18 protein-coding genes are annotated in these 21,305 nt (G+C 41.0%); 12 read left to right on the top strand and 6 right to left on the bottom strand.

Annotated features, from left to right (window positions below; genetic code table 11):
* Nucleotides 1–36: 36 nt before the first annotated feature.
* From PFZ69_RS17615 to PFZ69_RS17630, 4 genes are all read right to left on the bottom strand, one after another.
* Nucleotides 37–1,203 (bottom strand): YheC/YheD family endospore coat-associated protein, encoded by a 1,167-nt coding sequence (locus tag PFZ69_RS17615; RefSeq protein ID WP_270182414.1) that lies wholly within the window; start codon nucleotides 1,201–1,203, stop codon nucleotides 37–39.
* Nucleotides 1,200–2,402, bottom strand: a complete 1,203-nt coding sequence (locus PFZ69_RS17620; protein ID WP_270182415.1) for a YheC/YheD family endospore coat-associated protein — start codon at nucleotides 2,400–2,402, stop codon at nucleotides 1,200–1,202. The genes PFZ69_RS17615 and PFZ69_RS17620 overlap by 4 nt, the downstream gene beginning before the upstream one ends.
* 173 nt (nucleotides 2,403–2,575) lie before the next feature.
* The gene (locus PFZ69_RS17625) at nucleotides 2,576–3,628 is read right to left on the bottom strand and encodes a YheC/YheD family endospore coat-associated protein (RefSeq protein WP_270182416.1); all 1,053 of its coding nucleotides are present in this window, start codon (nucleotides 3,626–3,628) and stop codon (nucleotides 2,576–2,578) included.
* Between the two features lie 13 nt (nucleotides 3,629–3,641).
* A complete protein-coding gene (locus PFZ69_RS17630) occupies nucleotides 3,642–4,994 on the bottom strand; it encodes a YheC/YheD family endospore coat-associated protein (protein ID WP_270182417.1) in 1,353 nt (450 codons plus the stop codon).
* Between the two features lie 129 nt (nucleotides 4,995–5,123).
* Between PFZ69_RS17630 and PFZ69_RS17635 the strand changes: the two genes are divergently transcribed.
* Together PFZ69_RS17635 and PFZ69_RS17640 are read left to right on the top strand one after the other, a co-directional pair.
* Entirely contained in the window at nucleotides 5,124–6,266 is a 1,143-nt protein-coding gene (locus PFZ69_RS17635; protein ID WP_270182418.1) for a DUF445 domain-containing protein, read from the top strand.
* Nucleotides 6,267–6,347: 81 nt separating this feature from the next.
* Nucleotides 6,348–6,719 carry a YlbF family regulator gene (locus tag PFZ69_RS17640; protein ID WP_270182419.1) on the top strand — a complete coding sequence of 124 codons (372 nt, stop codon included), beginning with the start codon at nucleotides 6,348–6,350 and terminating at the stop codon, nucleotides 6,717–6,719.
* A gap of 129 nt (nucleotides 6,720–6,848) precedes the next feature.
* Here the strand turns inward: PFZ69_RS17640 and PFZ69_RS17645 are convergent, their stop codons facing one another.
* Complete coding sequence (locus PFZ69_RS17645) at nucleotides 6,849–7,064, bottom strand: hypothetical protein (protein WP_270182420.1); 216 nt, start codon at nucleotides 7,062–7,064, stop codon at nucleotides 6,849–6,851.
* A gap of 203 nt (nucleotides 7,065–7,267) precedes the next feature.
* Between PFZ69_RS17645 and PFZ69_RS17650 the strand changes: the two genes are divergently transcribed.
* Both PFZ69_RS17650 and PFZ69_RS17655 read left to right on the top strand, forming a co-directional pair.
* A complete protein-coding gene (locus PFZ69_RS17650) occupies nucleotides 7,268–8,119 on the top strand; it encodes a Cof-type HAD-IIB family hydrolase (protein ID WP_270182421.1) in 852 nt (283 codons plus the stop codon).
* A 167-nt stretch (nucleotides 8,120–8,286) separates the two neighbouring features.
* Entirely contained in the window at nucleotides 8,287–9,768 is a 1,482-nt protein-coding gene (locus PFZ69_RS17655; protein WP_270182422.1) for an aldehyde dehydrogenase family protein, read from the top strand.
* A 392-nt stretch (nucleotides 9,769–10,160) separates the two neighbouring features.
* On the opposite strand, the gene PFZ69_RS17660 is transcribed toward PFZ69_RS17655, so the two are convergent.
* Nucleotides 10,161–10,346 (bottom strand): YhzD family protein, encoded by a 186-nt coding sequence (locus PFZ69_RS17660; RefSeq protein WP_270182423.1) that lies wholly within the window; start codon nucleotides 10,344–10,346, stop codon nucleotides 10,161–10,163.
* A gap of 147 nt (nucleotides 10,347–10,493) precedes the next feature.
* Here PFZ69_RS17660 and PFZ69_RS17665 point away from each other — a divergent pair, with 147 nt between their 5' ends.
* The 8 genes from PFZ69_RS17665 (at nucleotide 10,494) to PFZ69_RS17700 (ending at nucleotide 21,217) form a co-directional block, all read left to right on the top strand.
* Complete coding sequence (locus PFZ69_RS17665; protein WP_270182424.1) at nucleotides 10,494–11,390, top strand: ABC transporter ATP-binding protein; 897 nt, start codon at nucleotides 10,494–10,496, stop codon at nucleotides 11,388–11,390.
* On the top strand, nucleotides 11,383–12,636 hold the full coding sequence (locus tag PFZ69_RS17670; RefSeq protein ID WP_270182425.1) for an ABC transporter permease: 1,254 nt from the start codon (nucleotides 11,383–11,385) through the stop codon (nucleotides 12,634–12,636). The genes PFZ69_RS17665 and PFZ69_RS17670 overlap by 8 nt, the downstream gene beginning before the upstream one ends.
* A 121-nt stretch (nucleotides 12,637–12,757) precedes the next feature.
* Complete coding sequence (locus tag PFZ69_RS17675; protein ID WP_270182426.1) at nucleotides 12,758–14,002, top strand: metallophosphoesterase family protein; 1,245 nt, start codon at nucleotides 12,758–12,760, stop codon at nucleotides 14,000–14,002.
* Nucleotides 13,999–16,737 carry an ATP-binding protein gene (locus PFZ69_RS17680; protein WP_270182427.1) on the top strand — a complete coding sequence of 913 codons (2,739 nt, stop codon included), beginning with the start codon at nucleotides 13,999–14,001 and terminating at the stop codon, nucleotides 16,735–16,737. The genes PFZ69_RS17675 and PFZ69_RS17680 overlap by 4 nt, the downstream gene beginning before the upstream one ends.
* A gap of 29 nt (nucleotides 16,738–16,766) precedes the next feature.
* The gene (locus tag PFZ69_RS17685) at nucleotides 16,767–17,432 is read left to right on the top strand and encodes a response regulator transcription factor (RefSeq protein ID WP_270182428.1); all 666 of its coding nucleotides are present in this window, start codon (nucleotides 16,767–16,769) and stop codon (nucleotides 17,430–17,432) included.
* Complete coding sequence (locus PFZ69_RS17690) at nucleotides 17,429–18,799, top strand: sensor histidine kinase (RefSeq protein WP_333489748.1); 1,371 nt, start codon at nucleotides 17,429–17,431, stop codon at nucleotides 18,797–18,799. The genes PFZ69_RS17685 and PFZ69_RS17690 overlap by 4 nt, the downstream gene beginning before the upstream one ends.
* Nucleotides 18,800–18,871: 72 nt before the next feature.
* On the top strand, nucleotides 18,872–19,849 hold the full coding sequence (yhaM, locus tag PFZ69_RS17695) for a 3'-5' exoribonuclease YhaM (protein WP_270182429.1): 978 nt from the start codon (nucleotides 18,872–18,874) through the stop codon (nucleotides 19,847–19,849).
* 93 nt (nucleotides 19,850–19,942) lie between these two features.
* Nucleotides 19,943–21,217 (top strand): MDR family MFS transporter, encoded by a 1,275-nt coding sequence (locus PFZ69_RS17700; RefSeq protein ID WP_270182430.1) that lies wholly within the window; start codon nucleotides 19,943–19,945, stop codon nucleotides 21,215–21,217.
* Nucleotides 21,218–21,305: the final 88 nt, after the last annotated feature.

Here is a 21,305-nt window from a genome sequence, read left to right on the forward strand (position 1 = left end):
ATTTGAAAACGCTTTTTTCTATCATACCACATCAAGCTAATACGCTGAAAACGTGCGGAACGTAGAAATAAGGGAAGACATCGAAGCTCTGTGGATGGTCGGTTCGTCAAAACGCATAGGTTTGGCATTCACTTCAAAAATCCATAGCTGTCCATTATCATCCTTTCCAATATCCATTGAAAGCTCAGCGAAAAACCCTTCTTTCTTAAGAAGTGATGCAGTAGAAATAGCTAACTGGTTGATCTTTTCTTCATCCATAGGTTTCGCAATTTTTGTGAAAGACAGGATGCGTCCACCTCTTGGAACGTGGGTTGTTAAACGGCTTTTGTGATTTGCACGTATTCCAATTCCAGTCACGGACCAGTCGTCAAAAGGTCTTTGGAGCAAAACTCTGAAATCATATCGATAGCTGCCATGCGTGCAAAGTGAGACAGCTTTTTGGATTAAATACACTTCTTTAAGGAGTGGTTTCAAATAGGTATTAAGGTCGTTAACCGTTTCAAACAAATGTGTCTTTTCATGGTCACTATATTTGTATGCATTCGTGATTTTCTCGAGCTTAAAGATGCCGTGACCTTTACTTCCTGCAGAAGGTTTGCAGTATGCGATTGGGTGTTGTTGTAGGAAAGGTTCTAGTGTGTCTTTTGTCAGAATTTCTGTAGGTGGCAAATGTGGTTTCAATTCTTCATGGGTTTTTAGAAGCTCGTATAGGTCCGCTTTATTTAAAAAACGCTTGTTGAAGTATGGAATCTTCTTTTTATCTAAATAATTCAGTATGTTGGTTACTGACATAGAACGTTCTTCATCTCGATTTGGAATTCTGTTATAGACGATGTTCGGATAAGGGAACCGATAACCTGTCCATTTTTGTGTTATTTCATCAAAGATATAACCTAGGATATCGTTCTTATAAAAACTGCTAGGAGTGAAAACGAAAGATAAACCACCTTGTTTGGTGATCTCTTTTTGAATCGAATGGAAGATCGCTGCATTTCCACTAAAGTGGTGGTTTGCATTATCTCCAGCAAGAATACCAACCAAAGGGCGAATGCCGTTTTTACTTGAGTAGATCTTGATGATCGATTTAGCAAGTTTAGTTGAAGGGGGGAAGAGCGGACGTTGCTCATTCCCCCAATATAATGTTTGATACGTACTTCTTTGAGACCATCTTTTCGTTTCATCATCATAATATAGCGTGATCATCTGTGGTGAACCAGAGCTTTTTCAATTGCAGATTTAGCAAGGTGTATCGCGTATTCCATCGGAAGAACCCGTGTACTCATTTCTTCTGCCTTCAATCTTTTATGACCAAATATACTTCTTCCTGGCTTTGAATTTGCCTCAAACAGATAGATCTCATCGTTTTTGGTAATACCGAGGTCGAAACCAAACTCTCCGATGAAACCAGGTATTTTATCATCGAGTGAATGACTAAGTTTTAATGCTGCTTCACTCAATGATTTTTCATAATCTTTACTAAAACCGTAATCTGTAACGAGTTCATTTAAGGTTTTTACTGTGCCTTCAGATGACGTGTGAGTCGTTAAACTGCCTTCTCCAGCAATTTTTGCAGCGATCGCACTAACTTCCCATTTCCCATCCTTGTTCTTATTTGTATGAACACGGTAATCCATTGGCCTCTGATTAATTTTATGAAGGTCGATTCCTTGTTGAACAATGAATCCATCTAATTTCCCAGAAGGATACTGTTGTTTGATTAATCTTGATAGTGAGCTATAGCTCCTTAGTCTGTTTTCTTTGCCAGTTCGGAAGCGACAATAGTAATAATTTTCGTTAGCCGGCTTAAGGATTTGCTGGATCCCTAAACCAAGACTACCGTTAGCTGGCTTAATATAGATCTGTTCATACTCTTCTAGCATCTTTGCGAGGGTTTCTTGTTTTGGATTGAGTATCGTTCCTGGTAAATAGTGACGAACGGCATCATCTTCCTGTAATTTCTCAAACACCTTCCATTTATCAAAAAAGCTAGGGTTGAACCACGGGATCAAATACTGAGATTGTAGCTTGTGCCTTGTAGATGCCACTTGTTCTAGGGATTCTGAGCTTCGATTCGGCAGCCGATCATACACCACGTCAGGAAGCGGGACTTTCACTTGTTTCCAACCCTTTTTGTTATACATGAGTCCTTTGATCGACTGATCCTTAAAGTCCACTTGATGCGCACCAAAGACAAAGGCAAAAGCACCGCATTTCCTCGCTGCAGTCATTAGCTTCGCAAAGTACATGCTTCGTTCACCGATCGGACGCATACTATCTTTTGTAAAGCCAGCTGTGAATACTCCGATAAGAGGACCAATATGAAGAGAGTCTCCATGTTGAAATAGGTGAACAGAAGTTTTCTCAGGGATACCGAGTATCTTCCACAAATCTTCAGACATCATATATTCTTCCTTGTTGTCTGGGTGTGGAGACACAGCGCAAAAAGATGTCCTCGTGCCAAAACAAAGCTTGTTAGGAAAGGAGACCCTTTCAACATACGACTTAAACGTTGAGGGGGGAACATACAAACACCCAGAAGATGTGGTGTCTTTTGTTAAAGGACATGGATCTGTCATCATTTGTTTACCCCTTTCTTTTGAGATTGGAGGTATCGACAGTATTGAAAAGGAAGGAGGTGGAGATCTTGTTTGTTTTGAAGTATAGAGTGTCCTGGTTTTGAATTGGCTTCTAGAAGCCAAACATGTCCTGTTTGATCAATACCAAAGTCGAGTCCAAGCTCAAATTTAGGTGGAAAATGCAGCTCTAACAGTCTAGCTGCTCTTAAGGAAAGCTCAGAAATCTTTTCATCTGCTCTTGCTAGAAGGTCTTTACTTAAGCCAAGGTCAGCGTATGGTTTAATCACTCCGCCACTATGAAGGTTTGAAACGAACGAATGAGGCAATCCAACCCGCGTTCCTCGACCAAGCTCCTTCCATAGATCCGCTTGTTTTTTCATCACCACTCTTCGGTCAAATGGACGACCATTTTGATCTCGGAGATGAAGCATCTCCTGTGCCATATACTCCTTTTTTGAAAGTAAGTTCTCAATGAAAGTATGAAAAGACCTTGTTGTATCATAATTATGACGGTGAATGTCTCCTTTATGATTGATTATCAAATGAAAAACGTCATCACGCTGTGTGATATGGACCAGGCCATTCCCTTGAGATCCAGTAATGGGCTTTAATAACAGTTCCGCTTTCTCATCTAATAAGCTTCGAATGACTTTCATAGCCGTTCGATGGTTAAGCTGAAACGTTAGAGGAAGGTGTTCGTTCAAATCACTGTCGTTTTTTAGAACGCTATGAACAGCCCACTTCCCTGGCAAGCCATATCCAAGGAAAACGGTGTTCGAGTATTGTTTGAGCTCTTTAATGAACGTAAGGGATTGCTCTGTTGGAGCTGTATGGAAGCAACGGTCATAGATAAAATTTGGAACTTCAAATGTCGCTTTCCTCCATCGATCATGACCATGATCGTAGTGTAATCCTTGAAGGGTCGATCGTAAATGCCCACTTGGTTGAAATCGAAACACCATAAAACCACAGGTCGTACCAGCTCTTGCGAGTTCACGCATATACCGCTTCTCATGCCGAAATGAGGTTTGCATGATTCCGAGAGTAGCCATTTCTTCACCTCTCTTAGTTAGAAGTGAACCAATAAACGAATTGAATCAATGCTTTTACAGATGGACGGCAGTTGGTGTTCGAAGGGTGATCAGGGGTTTTTGAAGGCTTTGTGTTTACCTCGATTATCCATGGATGCCCATCTTTATCTATGCTTAAATCGATACCGAGTTCTCCATACATCCCGTCCGTTTCACCATCGATTACCTTAGAGACTTCTAGAGCGAGCTCTGGAAGAATTCGTTTGATTTGTTTTCGGGATACTTTATCAAATTGTGAGAGAACGTCATCTACTGACTTGATGAGTCCACCTCGAGCAATGTTCGAAACGAATTGATCTTTCGACTGAGATACTCGCGCGACTGTTGAAACAACCCTCCATTTATCACCAGGTCCCTTTAAACATAGAATGCGAAAGTCAACTGGACAATCTCCTACCTCAAAGAGGGGGATGCCCTGTTGTATCAAATATGGCACCTTTTTGCTTCTCGCTCGTATAGCAGGATAGAGGCCTGATAATGTAGGGGAGGTTAGTACCTTGTTTCCGCTAAAACTCGAATAGCCTAGCAAATAACAATCTTGACTCTTACTGATCCGATAAATGTGCCTTCCTTGACTACCGTTAATCGGCTTAAGGTAGATGGTGTTGTACTTATTCATCATTTGTTCAACTTTATCGATCGTATCGAGTATGTCTGATTCAGGGAGGTAGGGAGCGAGCTCCTCATATAAGAGTAGTTTTTCGTGAACATCCCATTTATCTATGAATGCTTCATTAAAATAAGGTATGTTGAGCTCTCGCCATAATTCCTTCAAGCTCTCTATTTCACTTGAATTCTCTAACCGTCTTGAGTGAATGCGATTATAGATGATGGAAGGTAATGGGAGTGGGGCTTCAATCCATTGGTCAGTTTGCCATCTCTTCCCGATTACTGAGTTGTTGTCCCACCTTTTTAAAGTGTTAACAAAAAAGAAGATATGGTGTTCTTCGCAGTACTTTGCAATTTCTAAACAAAAATCAGTATAAGCAGAAAAAGGAGTGTCTTCCTTTCCTTGCGCATTCGTAGTCAGGCAGAATATCGGTCCTAACGTAATCACGCTAGTTTCTTTACAAAAGGATAGTAGAACACGTAGTTCGTTTTTAGGAATGAAAAGGCGTGACAAGATCTCTTCTGAACAATACACTGCTTGATCAGAGTTTGTTTCATAGCTCTCCAGGTGAACTGGATATTGAAGAGATCCGCATTTAAAAAATACGTCTGTATTCTCTATGTGCCATCTAGTAGCTAGGTACTCAGGAATAATTAGTCGGTTTTTACCCGTTTCTTCGAGTAAAGGGTGTAAGATCACTTTATGTGTATGTTTCATAGAAACCCTCGTTCAACTATTTTTTTCGATAGATTGCCTTCCTTAAACTGGATAGGCAATTGCGGATAACGTATACTATGAAGATGGAGTTTTCTTTGTGAAAACGTGAGATAGAAAGGTTGATTGTTTATGTCGTCCATTATTATTACGATTCTATTTATGGTCGTTATCGGAGCGATCATAGGTGGATTTACGAATTCATTAGCGATAAAAATGCTATTCAGACCATATAAACCGCTATATATTGGGAAGTGGAAAGTTCCGTTTACTCCTGGTCTTATCCCTAAGCGCCGAGATGAATTGGCGGTACAACTCGGTAGAATGGTTGTAGAACATTTATTAACACCAGAAGGCATTCAGAAGAAAATGCATGATCCTGTTTTTAAGCTAACGATGGTCGAATATGCTCAAAAAGAAGTCATGAAGTATCTTGATAAAGAAGATACGATCGAGGAGCTGATTTCAAAAGGTCTCCATATGGAATCACCATCTACTGTGACGAAGGAAAAAGCGAGAGCGTATATAAAAGGAAAGCTTGAAGCGAAGGTAAACGAATTGAAGGCGCAGGAAGTAGGAGAAGTGCTGCCTGATAGGCTTGTTTCGAAAGTCGATAGTGGCATCGAACCGTTTTCTGATTTGATCCTAACGAAAGTCAGTGATTATATCGCTTCGCCAGAAGGTAAAGAAAAATTATCGGTGATGATCGATCTTTATCTTGCAGAACGAGGAACACTAGGAAGCATGATCAATATGTTCTTTACCAATACGAGGATCGTTGATAAGGTCCAGCCTGAACTTCTTCGTTTGTTAAAACAAAAAGATATTCAACAAGTCATCGTCACGATGCTTGAAAAAGAGTGGAGTTCGATAAAGGAAAGTAAAGTTGAGACGTTTGAAGATAAGGTGAATCTGAACGATGTCGTACACGATCTTTCTGAAGCGATTGTAAAGGAGCTTCCCATCGACCAGATCATGGAACTGCCGCTGTCGAAAGCAATCGAACCGTTTAAGGATCGAATCATTGAAGACTTTGTTCCAAGAATCGTAGATGCAGCTGGAAATTACTTAAGTCACCAATTACAGCCGTTGATGGAACAACTACAGCTTGCTGAAATCGTAAAGAGTCAGGTGGAAGGCTTCTCGGTTGGACGAATCGAAGAAATGGTTCTGTCAATTTCTAGAAGAGAATTTAAGATGATCACGTACCTTGGGGCTGTTCTTGGAGGATTGATCGGAGTTGTTCAGGGAATCATTATTACGATTATTGGATGATTTGGTCGGTCTTTGTTATAGTGGGTAGGTACGGGGTTATGAGAGCGAAAATAATCCTTATAATCTAAGGAGGTATATATCATGGCTGAAAAAAATCTTTATGATGTAGCTTATGAGCTAGAAAGTGCTATGCGCGAGCATGAGGACTACACAAAACTTAAGGAACTTTACGATCAAGTAAACCAGGATGAAGTTGCGAAGAAGTTATTCGATAACTTCCGTAACATGCAGATGGAGCTTCAACAGAAGCAAATGACTGGTCAGCAAATCACTGAAGAGGAAGCGCAAACTGCTCAACAGCAAGTAGAACTTGTTCAACAGCACGAAGTGATTTCCCAGCTTATGCAGCAAGAGCAGCGTATGAGCCAAGTGATTCAAGACATCAACAAGATCGTTACGAAGCCACTTGAAGACCTTTACGGTAAAGCTGACGAAGACAACGTTCAACAATAAGACAAAAAGAACTCCCGCAAATCATTGCGGGAGTTCTTTTTATTCGATCATGATAGCTTGCTTATTTGAGTGAAGGTTTACTCACGTCACTCTCATGAAATGAGCAAACTATCATGACTCTAGCTATGTTTATGACGCAACGTTTTCAATTACTCCGACTACTTCAAACTGCTTCGGTTGAGTGATGATTCGTTCTTCCAACTCACATTCAGGACACTGAAGCTCGTGTTTTTCAATCTGAACTTTTCCTCTGAATTCATGATCACACGTCGTACATTTGTATATATGTGGTTGAGTAATCGTACCTACACAATCAAATCTGATTCTCTCTTTGCCTTCTGTCATTTCAAATACCCCTTTCATGGTAGTTTTATTGTAATAATTTTGTAATATAAGTGGATTTATAGTAGAAGTTCCCACGAGAAGAAAAACTTAAACGCTTTTTTCTAAAGAGATTTTCCTAGAGAAAATTTTGTGATAGGACAAATTACACCCTTCATAAAAATAAATGACATAGGGACGACTTTCAGGTGAAAAGGGGGGACGACATGGTATATAAACTATTGGCTTTAGATATTGATGGTACGTTGCTTAGGTCTAATCATAAAATCGACAAGGAAACGAAGGAAGCCATTGAGTATGTGAAAGATAAAGGGGTTTATGTCACGCTGATAACTAGTCGAAATTTCGCCTCTGCTAAAAAGATCGCAAAATCCGTTAAGTTAGATGACTCGATCATAGTGACTCATAGCGGGTCATTTATCGCTCAAAACGTACAAGAGCCGATCTATCAAGAAAGAATCAGTAAAGATGATGTTCGCGACATCATTCATATACTCGAAAAGTTTGATTGCCATATTCGTATCATTCATGAACGGTTAGCGGTTGGAAACCGGGTGAATCAGAACCATTACCTGTCAGCGAAGATGACGCTCGGAATCGGAGATCCGCTTTTCTATCCTGTTAATTTTGTTGAGACGCTTAGTGAGTATTTAGAGAAGAAAGAGCTGTCACCACCTAAGATCGATGCGCACTTTTTTAACGAAGATGAACGCGAGGAAGCCAAAAGAATTTTGGAAGACCTCATCCCTACTATTTCAATTGTTCGCTCTACGAAGTGTAATTTCGGAATCATTCCTAAAGGTGTCTCTAAAGCGAAGAGCCTTCGTCTTTTAGGAGATCATCTTGGAATCTCTGTTGATAGTATGGTAGTGATAGGTGACTCAGATTGCGACAAAGAGATGATTTATCAAGCTGGGCTCGGTGTCGCGATGGGGAATGCTCCTAAAGAAATAAGGAGGTTAGCGGACTGGGTCACACGATCGAACGACCAGCAAGGGGTTTCTTACATGGTGAAAGAAGTGTTTAGAAAGCAAATGCGCCTTCAACTTAAAAGGTAGTTTTTCAACACTTATTGGCAAAAATAAGCGCTGTTTCCTCAATTTCGAGGAGATAAGCGCTTTTTTTATGAGACTTTTGACGCATTTTCGCAAAATGAAAAGGCTTTCAAAGAAAAATATCTAATAAGTATAATGTTTGATAATTTTGAAATTATGGAGGGTTATTAATGGAAAAAATTCTCGACATGAATCCTAAGGTAGCTGAATTCTTGAAAGGTAAGAAACAACTTTATATCAATGGTCAGTTTAAGGATTCGTTATCAGGAAGAACTTTCGACACGCTCAACCCCTCAACAGGTGAAGTGCTTGCAACAGTAAGTGAAGGAGTAAAAGAAGATATTGATGAAGCGGTAATGGCGGCTAGAAAGGCATTCGATAGCGGCCCTTGGTCTAAAATGTCAGCTTCAAAGAGAAGCAGAATAATTTATAAGCTAGCTGATCTTATGGAAGAAAACAAAGAAGAGCTAGCGATGATTGATACGCTTGATAACGGTAAGCCGATCCGTGAAACGAAAAATGCAGACGTGCCTCTAGCGATTGAGCATTTCCGCTACTACGCTGGATGGGCAACAAAAATTATGGGACAAACGATTCCAGTAAACGGTCCTTTCTTCAACTACACGCGTCATGAAGCTCTTGGCGTTGTTGGACAGATCATTCCTTGGAACTTCCCGTTACTAATGGCTGCGTGGAAACTTGGTGCTGCTCTTGCAACAGGTTGTACAGTTGTTCTTAAGCCAGCTGAGCAAACGCCTCTATCTGTGCTCTATCTTGCAGAGCTAATGGAAGAAGCAGGCTTCCCAGAAGGGGTTGTCAACATCGTTCCTGGTTACGGAGAAACAGCAGGAGATGCACTTGTAAAGCATCCTGACGTTGATAAGATCGCATTCACTGGCTCAACTGAAGTAGGTAAGTATATTATGAACCAGGCGTCAAACGACCTTAAGAGAGTAACTCTTGAGCTTGGTGGTAAGTCACCTAATATCATTCTGCCAGACGCAGACATGACAAAAGCGATTCCTGGAGCACTAAGCGGTATTATGTTTAACCAGGGACAGGTTTGCTGTGCAGGTTCTAGACTCTTTATTCAAAAGAAAGCATATGACAATGTGATGGCTGACCTCGTTAGCCACAGCCAGAAGATTAAGCAAGGTTCAGGTCTTGATCCGTCTACTGAAATGGGACCTCTTGTTTCAGATGAGCAGCATAAAAAAGTTCTTGAGTATATCTCAAAAGGTCAAGATGAAGGTGCCGAGCTTCTTACTGGTGGACAAGTTCCTTATGAGAACGGCTACTATGTTCAACCGACGATCTTCTCAGATGTTGATGATAAGATGACGATCGCAAAAGAAGAAATCTTTGGGCCAGTTGTAGCAGCTATGCCGTTTGAGGACTTAGATGAAGTTGTGGAGCGTGCAAACAACTCTAACTATGGTCTTGCAGCTGGACTATGGACTGAGAACTTGAAGTCTGCTCACTACGTAGCGAATCGCATTAAAGCAGGTACAGTTTGGGTGAACTGCTACAATGCATTCGATGCTGCATCTCCATTCGGAGGATACAAGCAGTCTGGTATCGGAAGAGAAATGGGCTCTTACGCGTTGGATAACTATACTGAAGTTAAGAGCGTGTGGATCAACCTTAAATAAGTTTAATAACAAAAACGCTAGTCCGAATTGGACTAGCGTTTTTTTGATTTTGATCATTTTAAAAGATTCGAGAGGCTGTTGGGACTGATGCGTCCGCAGAAACTGCGAGATTTCACTCTTTCCGTTTCTAAACGCTCGCCTTCGCTTTTCATTGTCTAGCTCCAGTGGGCTAAATCCTCCGGCTGTTTCGCCCCCTCGGTTGAGACCAAAATCGTCTCATCCTCACGGGCTCCAACATCCTACGGATTTAAAACGCGCCCACTTCCGCTTTTCGAATGTCCAGCTGCAGTGGGCAGGCCCTCGATCGCTTCACCTTTTCGATTGAACACAAAGAGCGTGTTCATTCGAAAAGGTTCCAGCGCTTGTCGGGCCTAAGCGCCCACTTCCGCTTTTCATCTTTGCAATACAATCAATTTACCGGTTGAGGAAACGACTCTTGCGGGTTTGGATTCGAAGCCTTTTTCGTTTAGGATTTCTTGGCCTATTTTTTTTGCGTCTTTGTCGTTTTGGGCTTCGAAGCTGTCGTCTAGGATGGTGGTTCCGTCTTTTTCAAATGCTGTGATAATGTACTTTTCCATGTGTTGTCCCTCCTACTAGTTATAGTTATTATTCTACCGATTCGATTTGGTATTGTCACTTTTTTCAGAAAAAACGAATCTTTTAAGAGTGAGAAACGTTATAGTAGTATGAGTGGATAATCGATTTTCGAAATAGGGGGGAAGTAGATGCTTCGTTTAGAGAATGTAACGAAGAAGTTTGGTTCGTTTACAGCAGTCGATGGGTTGAATTTATCGATTCCAGAAAATGAAGTGTTCGGGTTGCTCGGGGGAAACGGAGCGGGTAAAACGACAACGTTTCGAATGTTGCTGCGTTTGATCGATCAAACGGATGGAATGATTTCATGGAAGAATAATGACATATCATACAATAAAAGTCATCTTATCGGATATCTACCTGAGGAAAGAGGACTTTATCCAAAGATGAAGGTTAGAGAGCAATTGATTTACCTTGGGAAGCTTAGGGGGATGAAGAAAGAAGAGATTGAGATCGAAATAAAAAATTGGCTCGAACGTTTTGGTGTGCCAGAAAATGCGAATAAAAAAGTCGAGGACTTATCGAAGGGGAATCAGCAGAAAATACAGTTCATAGCGGCAGTAATCCATAAACCAGAATTGCTTATTCTTGATGAGCCTTTCAGTGGTCTTGATCCTGTTAATGTAGAGTTACTAAAAGACGCTGTTCTCGACCTAAAGGAGAAGGGAACGACGATTCTGTTCTCAAGTCATCGAATGGAGCATGTTGAAGAATTATGTGAGCACTTGTGTATTTTACATAAAGGGAAACCAGTGGTGAATGGCAATTTAAAAGAGATCAAGCAATCGTATGGTAAGAAAAACCTTCTTGTGAACGTTGATTTTGATCTCGCTTTTCTTAAAAACATACCAGGTGTCCTTCGGATAAAGAGCGGGGTCAATCAATCGATCATACAGATTGAAAATGAAGCTGTTTCACAAGAAGTACTAACTGAATTGATGAAGAACGGTTTTGTTAGACATTTTGCGTTAGAAGAACCTTCTCTGAATGATATCTTTATTGAGAAAGTAGGTGCTTCGTATGAATAAGCTATTCATCGTGTTGTTTCAAACCTACTTTAACCGATTAAAATCCAAACCGTTCATTATTACGACATTAGTAACGATACTCTTTATTTTCTTAATCACAAATCTTCCAAGCATTATGGATTCGTTCGATAAAGATGAAGCTGACCGTGTAGGCGTAATGAGCTCAGAGTCTTATTATTCTCTTTTAGACCAACAGCTCTCTCTGATGGAGTCCAATATCGAGATTATGCCCTACGAAGGAAGTGAGGAAGAAGCACAAGAAGCAATAGATTCAGGTGAGATCGATAGTTACCTTGTTTTAGAAAGTACAGAGGACGGGAATCCTCAAGGAGTTTATAAGGCTGAAACAGTAGCGGAGCAAAAAACCCCGCAAATTCTGCAGTCTGCCCTTCAACAAATAAAGAGCTCGATCGCAGCAGAACAAGCGGGGGTCACCCAGGAGCAACTGCTTAAGATCGATCAACCAGTAATGTTTGAAAAGATAGCACTTGAAAAAGGAGCCAAAACCGAAGATGAACTGAATCAAGCAAGAGTATTTGTATACATCCTCTTGTTTGTGATCTACTTCTCTGTCATCTTTTATGGAAACATGGTTGCGGTAGAAGTAGCAGCAGAAAAATCTTCTAGAGTGATGGAAATTCTTATTTCGAGCGTATCTCCTGTTAAACAAATGTTTGGAAAAATACTAGGGGTAGCGCTATTAGGATTAACTCAGTATGCTGTCATCATTTTGTGTGGTTATTTATTCCTGAAGTTCAAGGATGATGACTTTACAACAAGTGGGTTTATGTCGTTTCTCGACTTTAGCAATCTATCAGCGTCACTTGTTATCTATGCCGTACTTTTTTTCGTATTAGGTTACTTGCTTTATGCAACGATCCTTGCCATGGTTGGATCTCTCGTAAGTCGGGCTGAAGAAGTTCAACAAGTCATTCTGCCTGTGCAATTCTTAATTATCATTGCGTTCTTCATCGCAATGTTTGGGTTATCGACACCATCTGCACCAATCATTACAGTGACATCGTACATCCCATTCTTTACGCCTGTCGTGATGTTCTTACGAATAGGTATGCTTTCTGTACCGTTTTGGGAAATCGCACTTAGTCTTGTTCTCTTAGTGGGAACGACGGTGTTCTTTGCAATCCTCGGTGCAAAAGTTTATAGAGGTGGCGTACTGATGTATGGAAAATCATCATCTATTAAAGACATTGGAAAAGCACTTAAATTATCTAAGAAAGATAATTGATGTTTGCCCGTTCAAGTACTTCTTGAACGGGTTTTTTTATGAAGAAACATACAATGCGAACGTGCGCTCTACCTAATGTGGTAAAATTAAAGGTAGATAGCAATAGAAAGGGTGGTAAGCAATGAAAGAAATTTCATTCCTGCACTGTGCGGATCTCCACTTAGACAGACCCTTTTCTGGAGCACAAAGCTTGCCTCCAGATATACATAACTTTGTTAAGGATAGTGCACATCGATCGTTACATAAACTGATCGATGTAGCTTTAGAGAACAGCGTTGATTTTGTTTTGTTTGCAGGAGATCTTTTCGATAGCAGTTATCGAAGCCTGCACTCTCAGATGGTTTTGTACCGTGAACTTCAACGTCTAGATAAAGCAGGAATTCGTAGCTTTCTTTCTCATGGAAATCATGACGCTCTCGATGGGGAGTGGAACGCGATCGATTGGCCTAAGAGCAGCTATTTTTTCGGACCGGAAGTAGAGTCTGTTCCTTTCTATCGAGGAAATGAGAAGCTTGCTGATATTCATGGGTTTAGTTATCCTCGTCGGCATGTTAGTGAAAATATGTCCACTTATTTTGAACGAATGGATGATGAAAGTTATCAGATCGGAATGCTGCACGGAAACGTGGAAGGAAACACGGACCATGCGTCTTATGCCCCTTTTACTTTAAGCGATTTAATCGATAAAAACTTTGATTATTGGGCGCTCGGTCATATTCATGTTCGAACGATTTTAGTAGAAAATCCACCGATCGTATACCCAGGAAATATACAAGGTGCTCATCGAAAAGAAGTTGGGGAAAAAGGGTGTTATATCGTATCGATGGACGAAGGGAACATTACGACAACCTTTCACTCTACTTCTGATGTGACATGGCAGAAGGAAACCATCGATCTATCAAAGATCGAAACGATTCAGGATCTTCTTCGGATTTGTGAGGAACGCCTTCATGATGAGACGTACAGTTCTGGTGGCCACTTAGTCGAGTTTGAATTCATTGGAATCAGCACTCTTCATCATCACTTATTACAAGATGACGTACTTGATGATTTATTGCAGGCTCTTCAAATTGGAAAAGAAGGAGAGCTTGATGGATTCGTATGGCCTTATAAGCTTTCACTTCATTCTCAGCCATCCTGGGATAGAAATGAGCTTAGAAAGCAGGATGGATTTTTACAAGATTTACTTCACGTTTCAGACTCGTACAGCACTGAGGATGTAACAGAAAGCATCGCTCCTCTCTATCATCACAGAAGAGCAAAAAAAGCGTTTCCTCCCATCGAAGATCAAAGTACAGTCGTGGAAGAGGCTGAAGAATTGCTGCTCTCATATCTAGTAGATGATAAAGGGGGGCGGTCATCATGAAACTGATCGGGTGGCATATTTATGGATTTGGCAAATTTGAGGACTACAAAGTTTCCACCTTATCAGATCAGCTCCAGACGATATATGGAGAAAATGAAGCTGGTAAGTCGACTTTAATCGCTTTTATAGAGAATGTTTTATTTGGTTTTTCTAGTAGAAAAGAAGAGAGCTATTTTGTGAAAAAGTATTCTCGCACTGGTGGGTGTTTGTACTTTGAACTCGATGGAAGCCCAATAACGATCGAGCGTACGAGAGGCAAAGCATCTGGAGATGTCATGATTCATTACTTCGACGGCACAATAGGTAGTGAAGAGGACCTTGCTCGATTGTTGAAAGGGATGGATCGAAAAACATTTAGACAGCTTTTCTTTTGTAATCTGAACACGTTACATGATCATACTGATCATAGTGAAGAGAGCTGGAACAGCATCCTTTATGAAGCAGGGATGACAGGGGGCGCATCTCTACTTACGATCGAGAAAGAATTGGAGAAGCGTCAGAGTGAACTGTTCAAGCCTAATGGAAGAAAGCCTCTTATCAATGCAAAGCTCGAGGAATGGGAAAACACTAAGAAAAGTGTTTATGAACTAGAGAAGCGAAATCGTACGTATAACGAGACGGTAGATAAGATCGAAGCACTGAAGAAAAGAATCGAAGAAAATAAGGTAGTGTTGATCTCTTATCAAAAGAAACGCCGAGAGTTAGATTATGAAAAGACAATCTTGCCTTTAGTAAAAGAACAAACAAAGTTACATAGGCAGCTAGAGTCTCTTCCTTCACATACTCCATTTCCGGAAGATGGGCTTTCACAACTAGATAAATGGAAAGAGAGAGTCGTCATTACTTCCGGTGAGATCGAACAAGTTCAAACCGAGCAGGCAGAGGTTGAGAAAGAGATCACAACTCAGGAACTTCAAGGTCGTCATGATCTCCTTCATCATGTGAGCCAGTTGAATGAGCAATTGGTTGTATACCGAACGAAACAAGACGAGAAGAAGCGATTAGAAAAGGAAAAATGGGAGAGAGACAATAAGCTTCATTCGAGTTTGAAAGAAGTAGAGCTATCAGAACATCAAATAATTAAGATGGTCACGTCGTTTAGTGCGAAAGAAGAGCTAAAAGCACTCGTTCAGCGTTATCAGCGGTCTGATCAACAGTATGATTATTTGAACGACTCACTATTATCTGCACGTGAAGAACTTGAAAGGGAGGAAGGTGAGTACGAAAGGCTACTCGCTCGAAGAAAGGGTGACCGTCCCAAAGAGCATTCAACAAAAAAATCAACATATCGATCTTCAAATGTCATGCTCTTCATTTCATTAATACTTTTCCTCGGAATCGGTATTATTGAAAACTGGTTTTTAGCAATCGGTGCAGCAGTGATTGTAATAGTTGGGGCCATAGTCATGAGGTTGACCGGTGAGAAAAGTGATGAAGAACATGCAGAACAGCGCGAACTGAGAAGGCGTTCAGAGAGTGTGAAAGAGCAGGTCGAGCGGTTGAATAGGACGTATACGAAAGCCGCAGAAAAAGTAGATCAATGGGAGCTAGAAAGGTTCCAGTTGGATGAAGCGTTTGAAAAATGGAAAGCAGACTATTCCTTCCATATTGAACTATCACCAGAACTGATGAGCGAGTTAGTTGAAAAGGTTGCCGTCATCAAGCAGATGAAACAAGACGCTAAGGTTATTGAGAGGCAAATTGAGGAACTTGACTATGAGATGCGGGTAGTTGAAGATGGAATTAAGAAAAAATGTGAAGAAGTCGAGGTCCAATTTCACGACGTAGAGACAGCCATTCAGCAACTCTTGTTAGTAGCAGACAAGCAAAGGGAGACCATGCAGCACATTGAAAAACTGCATGATAAGCTATCAAGCCTTAAGCAAAAAGAAAAAAATGAACAAGCAAAGCTTCGTTCATATAACAAGCAGATCGATCAATTATTCGTCGAAGCTGAAGTGAATACAGAAGAAGAATTTCGCGTTAAGGGTAATGCGCAAAAAGAAGCGAGGGAACTGTTGAGTCAAAAAGTAATTGTTGATTCACAACTGGACGGAGCTGAAGATGCCGGTATAAACCATTCCTCAGTTGAAGAGATTGAAGAAGAAAAGGCTGGGATTGAGAAAGAGGAAGGTGTCTTGATGAAAGAACAACAAAAGCTTTATCAAGATATTGCAACGCATCAGGAACAGCTTCGTACACTTACAGAAGATGGAACGTTAGAAGATCTTCTTTTAAAAAGTCAGCAAAAGGAAGACGAGCTTCATTCATTAGGGAGAAAGTGGGCAGTGTTTAAAGTCGCCTCAGAGCTTTTACAAAAAGCGAAAGCGAAGTATCAAGAAGAACGCCTACCAGCTGTGCTACACCATGCTGAGCGCTATTTTTCAGCGATAACGGATGGAAGGTACACTGCGATTCATGCTCCTAAAGACAAGAATGGTTTTCAAATTCGTCATAGAGATGGTACGGTCTATCTTCCTTCGCAATTAAGCAGAGGGACAGCGGAACAGCTCTATCTTTGTATACGGCTTGCCCTTGTTTCAGTCACTTCGATAAAATTACCAGTAATATTAGATGATATCTTCGTGAATTTCGATGAAAAGCGCACCGAAGTGGCGAAAGGTTTTATAAAAGAATTTTCAAAAGAACAGCAAGTGTTGATGCTAACTTGCCATCAAACGACTTTAGATAGCATCGATGATCATGTTATAAAGCTCGAGCGTGTTTTCCATTAGGAAGGTATTTTAAAATGAGGTGATTGGATTTGGAAGAAACCTATAAGATCAATCTAGTAGAAGATGAAGAAAACCTTGTCCAAATTTTGAAAACGTATATGGAAAAAGAGGGATTTGAAGTTAAGACATTTTTGAGTGGTGAAGATGCGATGGACAACATCCACGATTCGTGTCACCTTTGGATTCTCGATATCATGCTTCCTGGAATAGATGGGTATGAGTTACTTAAGAAGATTAAAGCGGAGAAGGATGTTCCGGTCATCTTTATTTCGGCTAGAGATGAAGATCTCGATCGAATTGTAGGGCTTGAACTTGGAAGCGATGACTACATCGCTAAACCCTTCATGCCACGAGAGTTGATTATCAGAGCAAAAAAGCTATTGAATCGAGTCTATCAGCAAGCATCCCAAAAGAAATACGAAGTATCCGAATATCAAGTAGATCCAATTACTCGCAAAGTTACAGATCGAGGAGAACCGATCGAACTAACGACGAAAGAAATGGATTTAATTTTATATTTAGTAGAGCACGTGAATCAAACGTTATCTAGAGAACAAATTCTAACTCATGTTTGGGGAGAAGATTATTTCGGTTCAGATCGAGCGGTGGATGATGTGATTAGACGTGTTCGGAAGAAAATGCCTCGCATGAATCTAGAGACTTCTTACGGGCTTGGTTACCGGTTGATCACATGAATTTGCTTCGCGTGAATTTAACGAAACGTATATGGCTGTCGTTTATGATACTCGTTCTACTCGTGGGTGTCGTCATTGCGGTTATTTATCCTTTGTCGATCAAAGGAACACTTACTGAAGAAACGTATCAGATTATTGAATCTGAACAGCAGCGGTATACGTTCCCTGACCGGGACGCCCCTCTCCCTCCTGAGACAGATCAAGATTTCATCGAACGAAGGGATGCCTCTCGCTCTGTAGGACACACGCTCATTACTAGATTATATAGAGGGCCACTACAAGGAGACCCAATTCCTGATGCCGTAATCGTTGAAATGCGTAAAAACGCTCTTGAACAAGAGACGCCAAAAGCGAGATATGAACTTACGTACAATAATCAGGCGTCCCTTTTTTACGTGATCTCAAAAGTTCAAGTTAATAGTCAGGAAGCATACTTCATCTCCTATATGTGGGATACGTATCGTAATCAGATGATCGAGCGTTTATGGTGGAGACTCATCATCATATTGGCGTTCGCTATGGTTCTAAGTTTACTCCCTGCGATGTGGATCGCGCGATACTTAAGAAGACCACTAACTGTACTAGGAGAAAGATTTGATCAAATCGCAAACCGAAATTGGAAAGAGCCTTTCGTCTGGGAAGGCGATGAAGAGTTCCAAAAGCTATCGAATCAATTCGAATCGATGAGACAAAACTTGATGCGGTATGACAAAACTCAAAAGACGTTTATCCAACATGCGTCACATGAGTTAAAAACGCCGATTATGGTTATAAAAAGCTACGCGCAGTCCATTAAAGACGGCGTGATGCCCGATTCGATGGAGAATACAATGGACGTTATATTGAACGAATCTGACCGGATGGAGCAGAGAGTGAAATCGATGCTCACCTATATAAAACTAGATTCGATCGATGAGCCTGAAGGCAGATATGAAACGTTTCGTTTTGGAGGGCTTGCTGAAGAAATTAGGGAACGTTTCATGTATCAACGAGACGATGTAGAGATTTCGATAACTGGGGAAGACGTCCTGTTAACGGCTGTTCAAGAGCAGATGCTGACTGCGCTCGATAACCTTGTTCAGAACGCCCTTCGATATGCAAAGAGTGACATACAAATCGAAGCGAGAGAAGATGAAAAAAAGACGGTTATCAGCGTCAGTAACAACGGTGAACCGATCTCGTTTAAATCTGGAGAAAAAGAAAGACTGTTTGAACCATTCCAAAAGGGTGACAAAGGACAGTTTGGCATCGGCCTAGCAATCGTGAAGAAGGTAGCAGAACGTCATCAGGGGTATGCAAAAGTAGAAAATGAAGAGGACGGTGTAACCTTCTCTATCGTCATACCAAAAAAAGTGAACATCGATTGAAACTAAATTGAATCGAACCAGTTGGTTGCTATGCTATACTAAGAAAATAGATGTTGACACGGAGGTGGAAAGATGAAGGAATCAAAAGGAATCGGGCACTATAAAGTAGGAGAACCGGTCGATCAGTATGTGCTGATCAAATCATCATTAAAAGGAGTAGCAAGTAATGGGAAGCCATTTCTTACGCTAATTCTCCAAGATAAAACGGGTGATATCGAAGCGAAATTATGGGACGCTTCTCCAGAAGATGAAGAGAGCTTTGATGCTCAACAAATCATTAAAGTCACTGGGGATGTGAACAGCTATAGAGGTAGAAACCAGCTTAGAATTAAAACCATTCGTCTAGCCACTGAAATGGATCAAGTAAAAGTTGGGGATTTTGTTGAATCGGCTCCACTCGAAGTAAATGATATTATGGAAAAAATCACTCAATATATATTTGAAATGCGTAACCCTCGCATTCAACGAATAACGCGTCATCTCGTAAAAAAACACCAAAATGATTTTCTAACTTTTCCTGCTGCGACAAAAAACCATCATGAATTTGTTTCAGGGTTATCGTACCATGTCGTTTCGATGTTAGACCTCGCTAAGTCACTTGCGACTCTCTATCCGTCCCTTGATACGGATCTATTGTATGGAGGCATCATCTTGCATGATCTTGGGAAAGTCGTCGAGCTATCAGGTTCTGTAGCAGCGAGCTACACGAAGGAAGGTAAGCTACTCGGACACATTTCAATCATGGTGAACGAGATCGGACAAGCCGCAAAAGAACTAGAAATCGATGGAGAAGAAGTGACGCTTCTTCAACATATGATTCTTAGCCATCACGGAAAGGCAGAGTGGGGCAGTCCGAAGCCTCCTATGATTCGAGAAGCAGAAATGCTTCATATGATCGATAACATCGATGCAAAGATGAACATGCTCGACCGTGCGTTAGATAAAGTCGAGCCAGGCGAATTCACAGATCGTGTGTTTGCACTTGATAATCGTTCATTCTATAAACCGAATACTCCGGCAACAGTCCAAAAGGAAACAGCCAAATCATAATGTTGTAGATCGATAGAGAAACGCTAAGGAGCGTTTCTCTATTTTACTGTGAGCAAGTCTAATCATTTGTATGGATGTATGGAGGAAAAGAAGATGAAATTAAGAGATTGGGATCGAAATTTAAAAATTCGTCTGTTTGGTGAAGGGATGATCAACGTTCTGTTCTGGATGTTCTTCCCCTTTATGGCGATCTATTTTTCTGATTCATTTGGGAAAGGGATGGCAGGACTACTTCTTGTGCTTTCTCAAGTATTTGGTGTCCTAGCAAATCTCGTAGGAGGCTATTGTGCAGATAAGTATGGTCGTAAACGAATGATGGTAATCGCCGCGTACGGACAAGGGATAACGTTCCTACTCTTTGCTTATGCAAATTCTCCTTGGCTCGATTCCCCTATGCTAACTTTCATCAGTTTCTCTATACTTGGCATTTTCGGCGCACTCTATTGGCCTGCTAGTCATGCGATGGTAGCTGACGTTGTGGATGAAAAGGATCGAAATACGGTGTTCGCCGTTTTCTATACTGCATTGAATATATCCGTTGTAGTGGGACCAATACTCGGCGGAATTTTCTTCTTCCAGTATCGATTCGGACTATTGCTCACGGCTGCGATCGTGAGCTTCGGGATTGCTGTGGTGATTAGTACATTCATTCGAGAAACGGCTCCAGAGCAAATGGATAAAAAGCTCGTGAAAGATTCATCTACTAAGTGGTATGGGTTTATGAAAGAGCAGTTGCGAGACTATAAGGTTATCGTTCAGGACAGAGTGTTTCTACTCTTCATTCTGGCAGGAATTTTCGTTGCGCAGACATTTATGCAACTTGATCTCTTGATCGCGGTCTACCTTAGTGAGTCTGTACCAGAACAATCTGTACTCTTCAATATTCAAGCAGATGGGAAGCAAATCTTCGGATGGCTCATTGCTGAAAACGGCTTACTAGTTGCGCTATTAACTGTCTATATGACTACAAGAATGAATCACTTCAAAGAGAAAACGGTGTTCATTGCTTCTTGCTTTATTTATACGTTTAGTATGCTTGTGTTTGGATTTACCACCCACGTATGGGTGCTTGTTTTTGCGATGTTCCTGTTTACGATGGCGGAGCTTATGGTTGTCGGCATTCAGGAAGGGTTTGTTTCAAGGTTAGCGCCAGAACATATGAGAGGGCAATACTTTGCAGCAGCTAGTCTCCGGTTTACGATCGGTAGAACGATTGCCCCACTAGCCATCCCATTAACTGCTCTAGTAGGGTTTACGTGGACATTCTCTATCATCGGTTTATTAGCTATTATCGCAGCACTATTGTATTACGTGATGTTTCGATTAAGAGAGGCAAAGGAAGAAGTGGTCCATCAAAGCGTTCTATGATGAAACAATGGTATATTCCTTTCTATTCATTCATAAAGTGTAGTAATCTGAAGAGCTTGTACTTAGAAGTGAATGAAGGGGAGGGGCA

Origin of the sequence: Alkalihalobacillus sp. CinArs1 (assembly GCF_947387515.1) — a bacterium.
In the GTDB taxonomy this organism is placed as follows: domain Bacteria; phylum Bacillota; class Bacilli; order Bacillales; family Guptibacillaceae; genus Guptibacillus.

Bases quoted from the DNA above. Each gene is read 5' to 3' on its own strand.
- PFZ69_RS17630 (WP_270182417.1), bottom strand. From the start codon at position 4,994: ATGAAACATACACATAAAGTGATCTTACACCCTTTACTCGAAGAAACG.
- PFZ69_RS17665 (WP_270182424.1), top strand. From the start codon at position 10,494: ATGCTTCGTTTAGAGAATGTAACGAAGAAGTTTGGTTCGTTTACAGCA.
- PFZ69_RS17700 (WP_270182430.1), top strand. From the start codon at position 19,943: ATGAAATTAAGAGATTGGGATCGAAATTTAAAAATTCGTCTGTTTGGT.
- PFZ69_RS17680 (WP_270182427.1), top strand. From the start codon at position 13,999: ATGAAACTGATCGGGTGGCATATTTATGGATTTGGCAAATTTGAGGAC.
- PFZ69_RS17615 (WP_270182414.1), bottom strand. From the start codon at position 1,203: ATGATCACGCTATATTATGATGATGAAACGAAAAGATGGTCTCAAAGA.
- PFZ69_RS17620 (WP_270182415.1), bottom strand. From the start codon at position 2,402: ATGATGTCTGAAGATTTGTGGAAGATACTCGGTATCCCTGAGAAAACT.
- PFZ69_RS17675 (WP_270182426.1), top strand. From the start codon at position 12,758: ATGAAAGAAATTTCATTCCTGCACTGTGCGGATCTCCACTTAGACAGA.
- PFZ69_RS17670 (WP_270182425.1), top strand. From the start codon at position 11,383: ATGAATAAGCTATTCATCGTGTTGTTTCAAACCTACTTTAACCGATTA.
- PFZ69_RS17650 (WP_270182421.1), top strand. From the start codon at position 7,268: ATGGTATATAAACTATTGGCTTTAGATATTGATGGTACGTTGCTTAGG.
- PFZ69_RS17625 (WP_270182416.1), bottom strand. From the start codon at position 3,628: ATGGCTACTCTCGGAATCATGCAAACCTCATTTCGGCATGAGAAGCGG.
- yhaM (WP_270182429.1), top strand. From the start codon at position 18,872: ATGAAGGAATCAAAAGGAATCGGGCACTATAAAGTAGGAGAACCGGTC.
- PFZ69_RS17655 (WP_270182422.1), top strand. From the start codon at position 8,287: ATGGAAAAAATTCTCGACATGAATCCTAAGGTAGCTGAATTCTTGAAA.
- PFZ69_RS17635 (WP_270182418.1), top strand. From the start codon at position 5,124: ATGTCGTCCATTATTATTACGATTCTATTTATGGTCGTTATCGGAGCG.
- PFZ69_RS17660 (WP_270182423.1), bottom strand. From the start codon at position 10,346: ATGGAAAAGTACATTATCACAGCATTTGAAAAAGACGGAACCACCATC.
- PFZ69_RS17640 (WP_270182419.1), top strand. From the start codon at position 6,348: ATGGCTGAAAAAAATCTTTATGATGTAGCTTATGAGCTAGAAAGTGCT.
- PFZ69_RS17645 (WP_270182420.1), bottom strand. From the start codon at position 7,064: ATGACAGAAGGCAAAGAGAGAATCAGATTTGATTGTGTAGGTACGATT.
- PFZ69_RS17690 (WP_333489748.1), top strand. From the start codon at position 17,429: ATGAATTTGCTTCGCGTGAATTTAACGAAACGTATATGGCTGTCGTTT.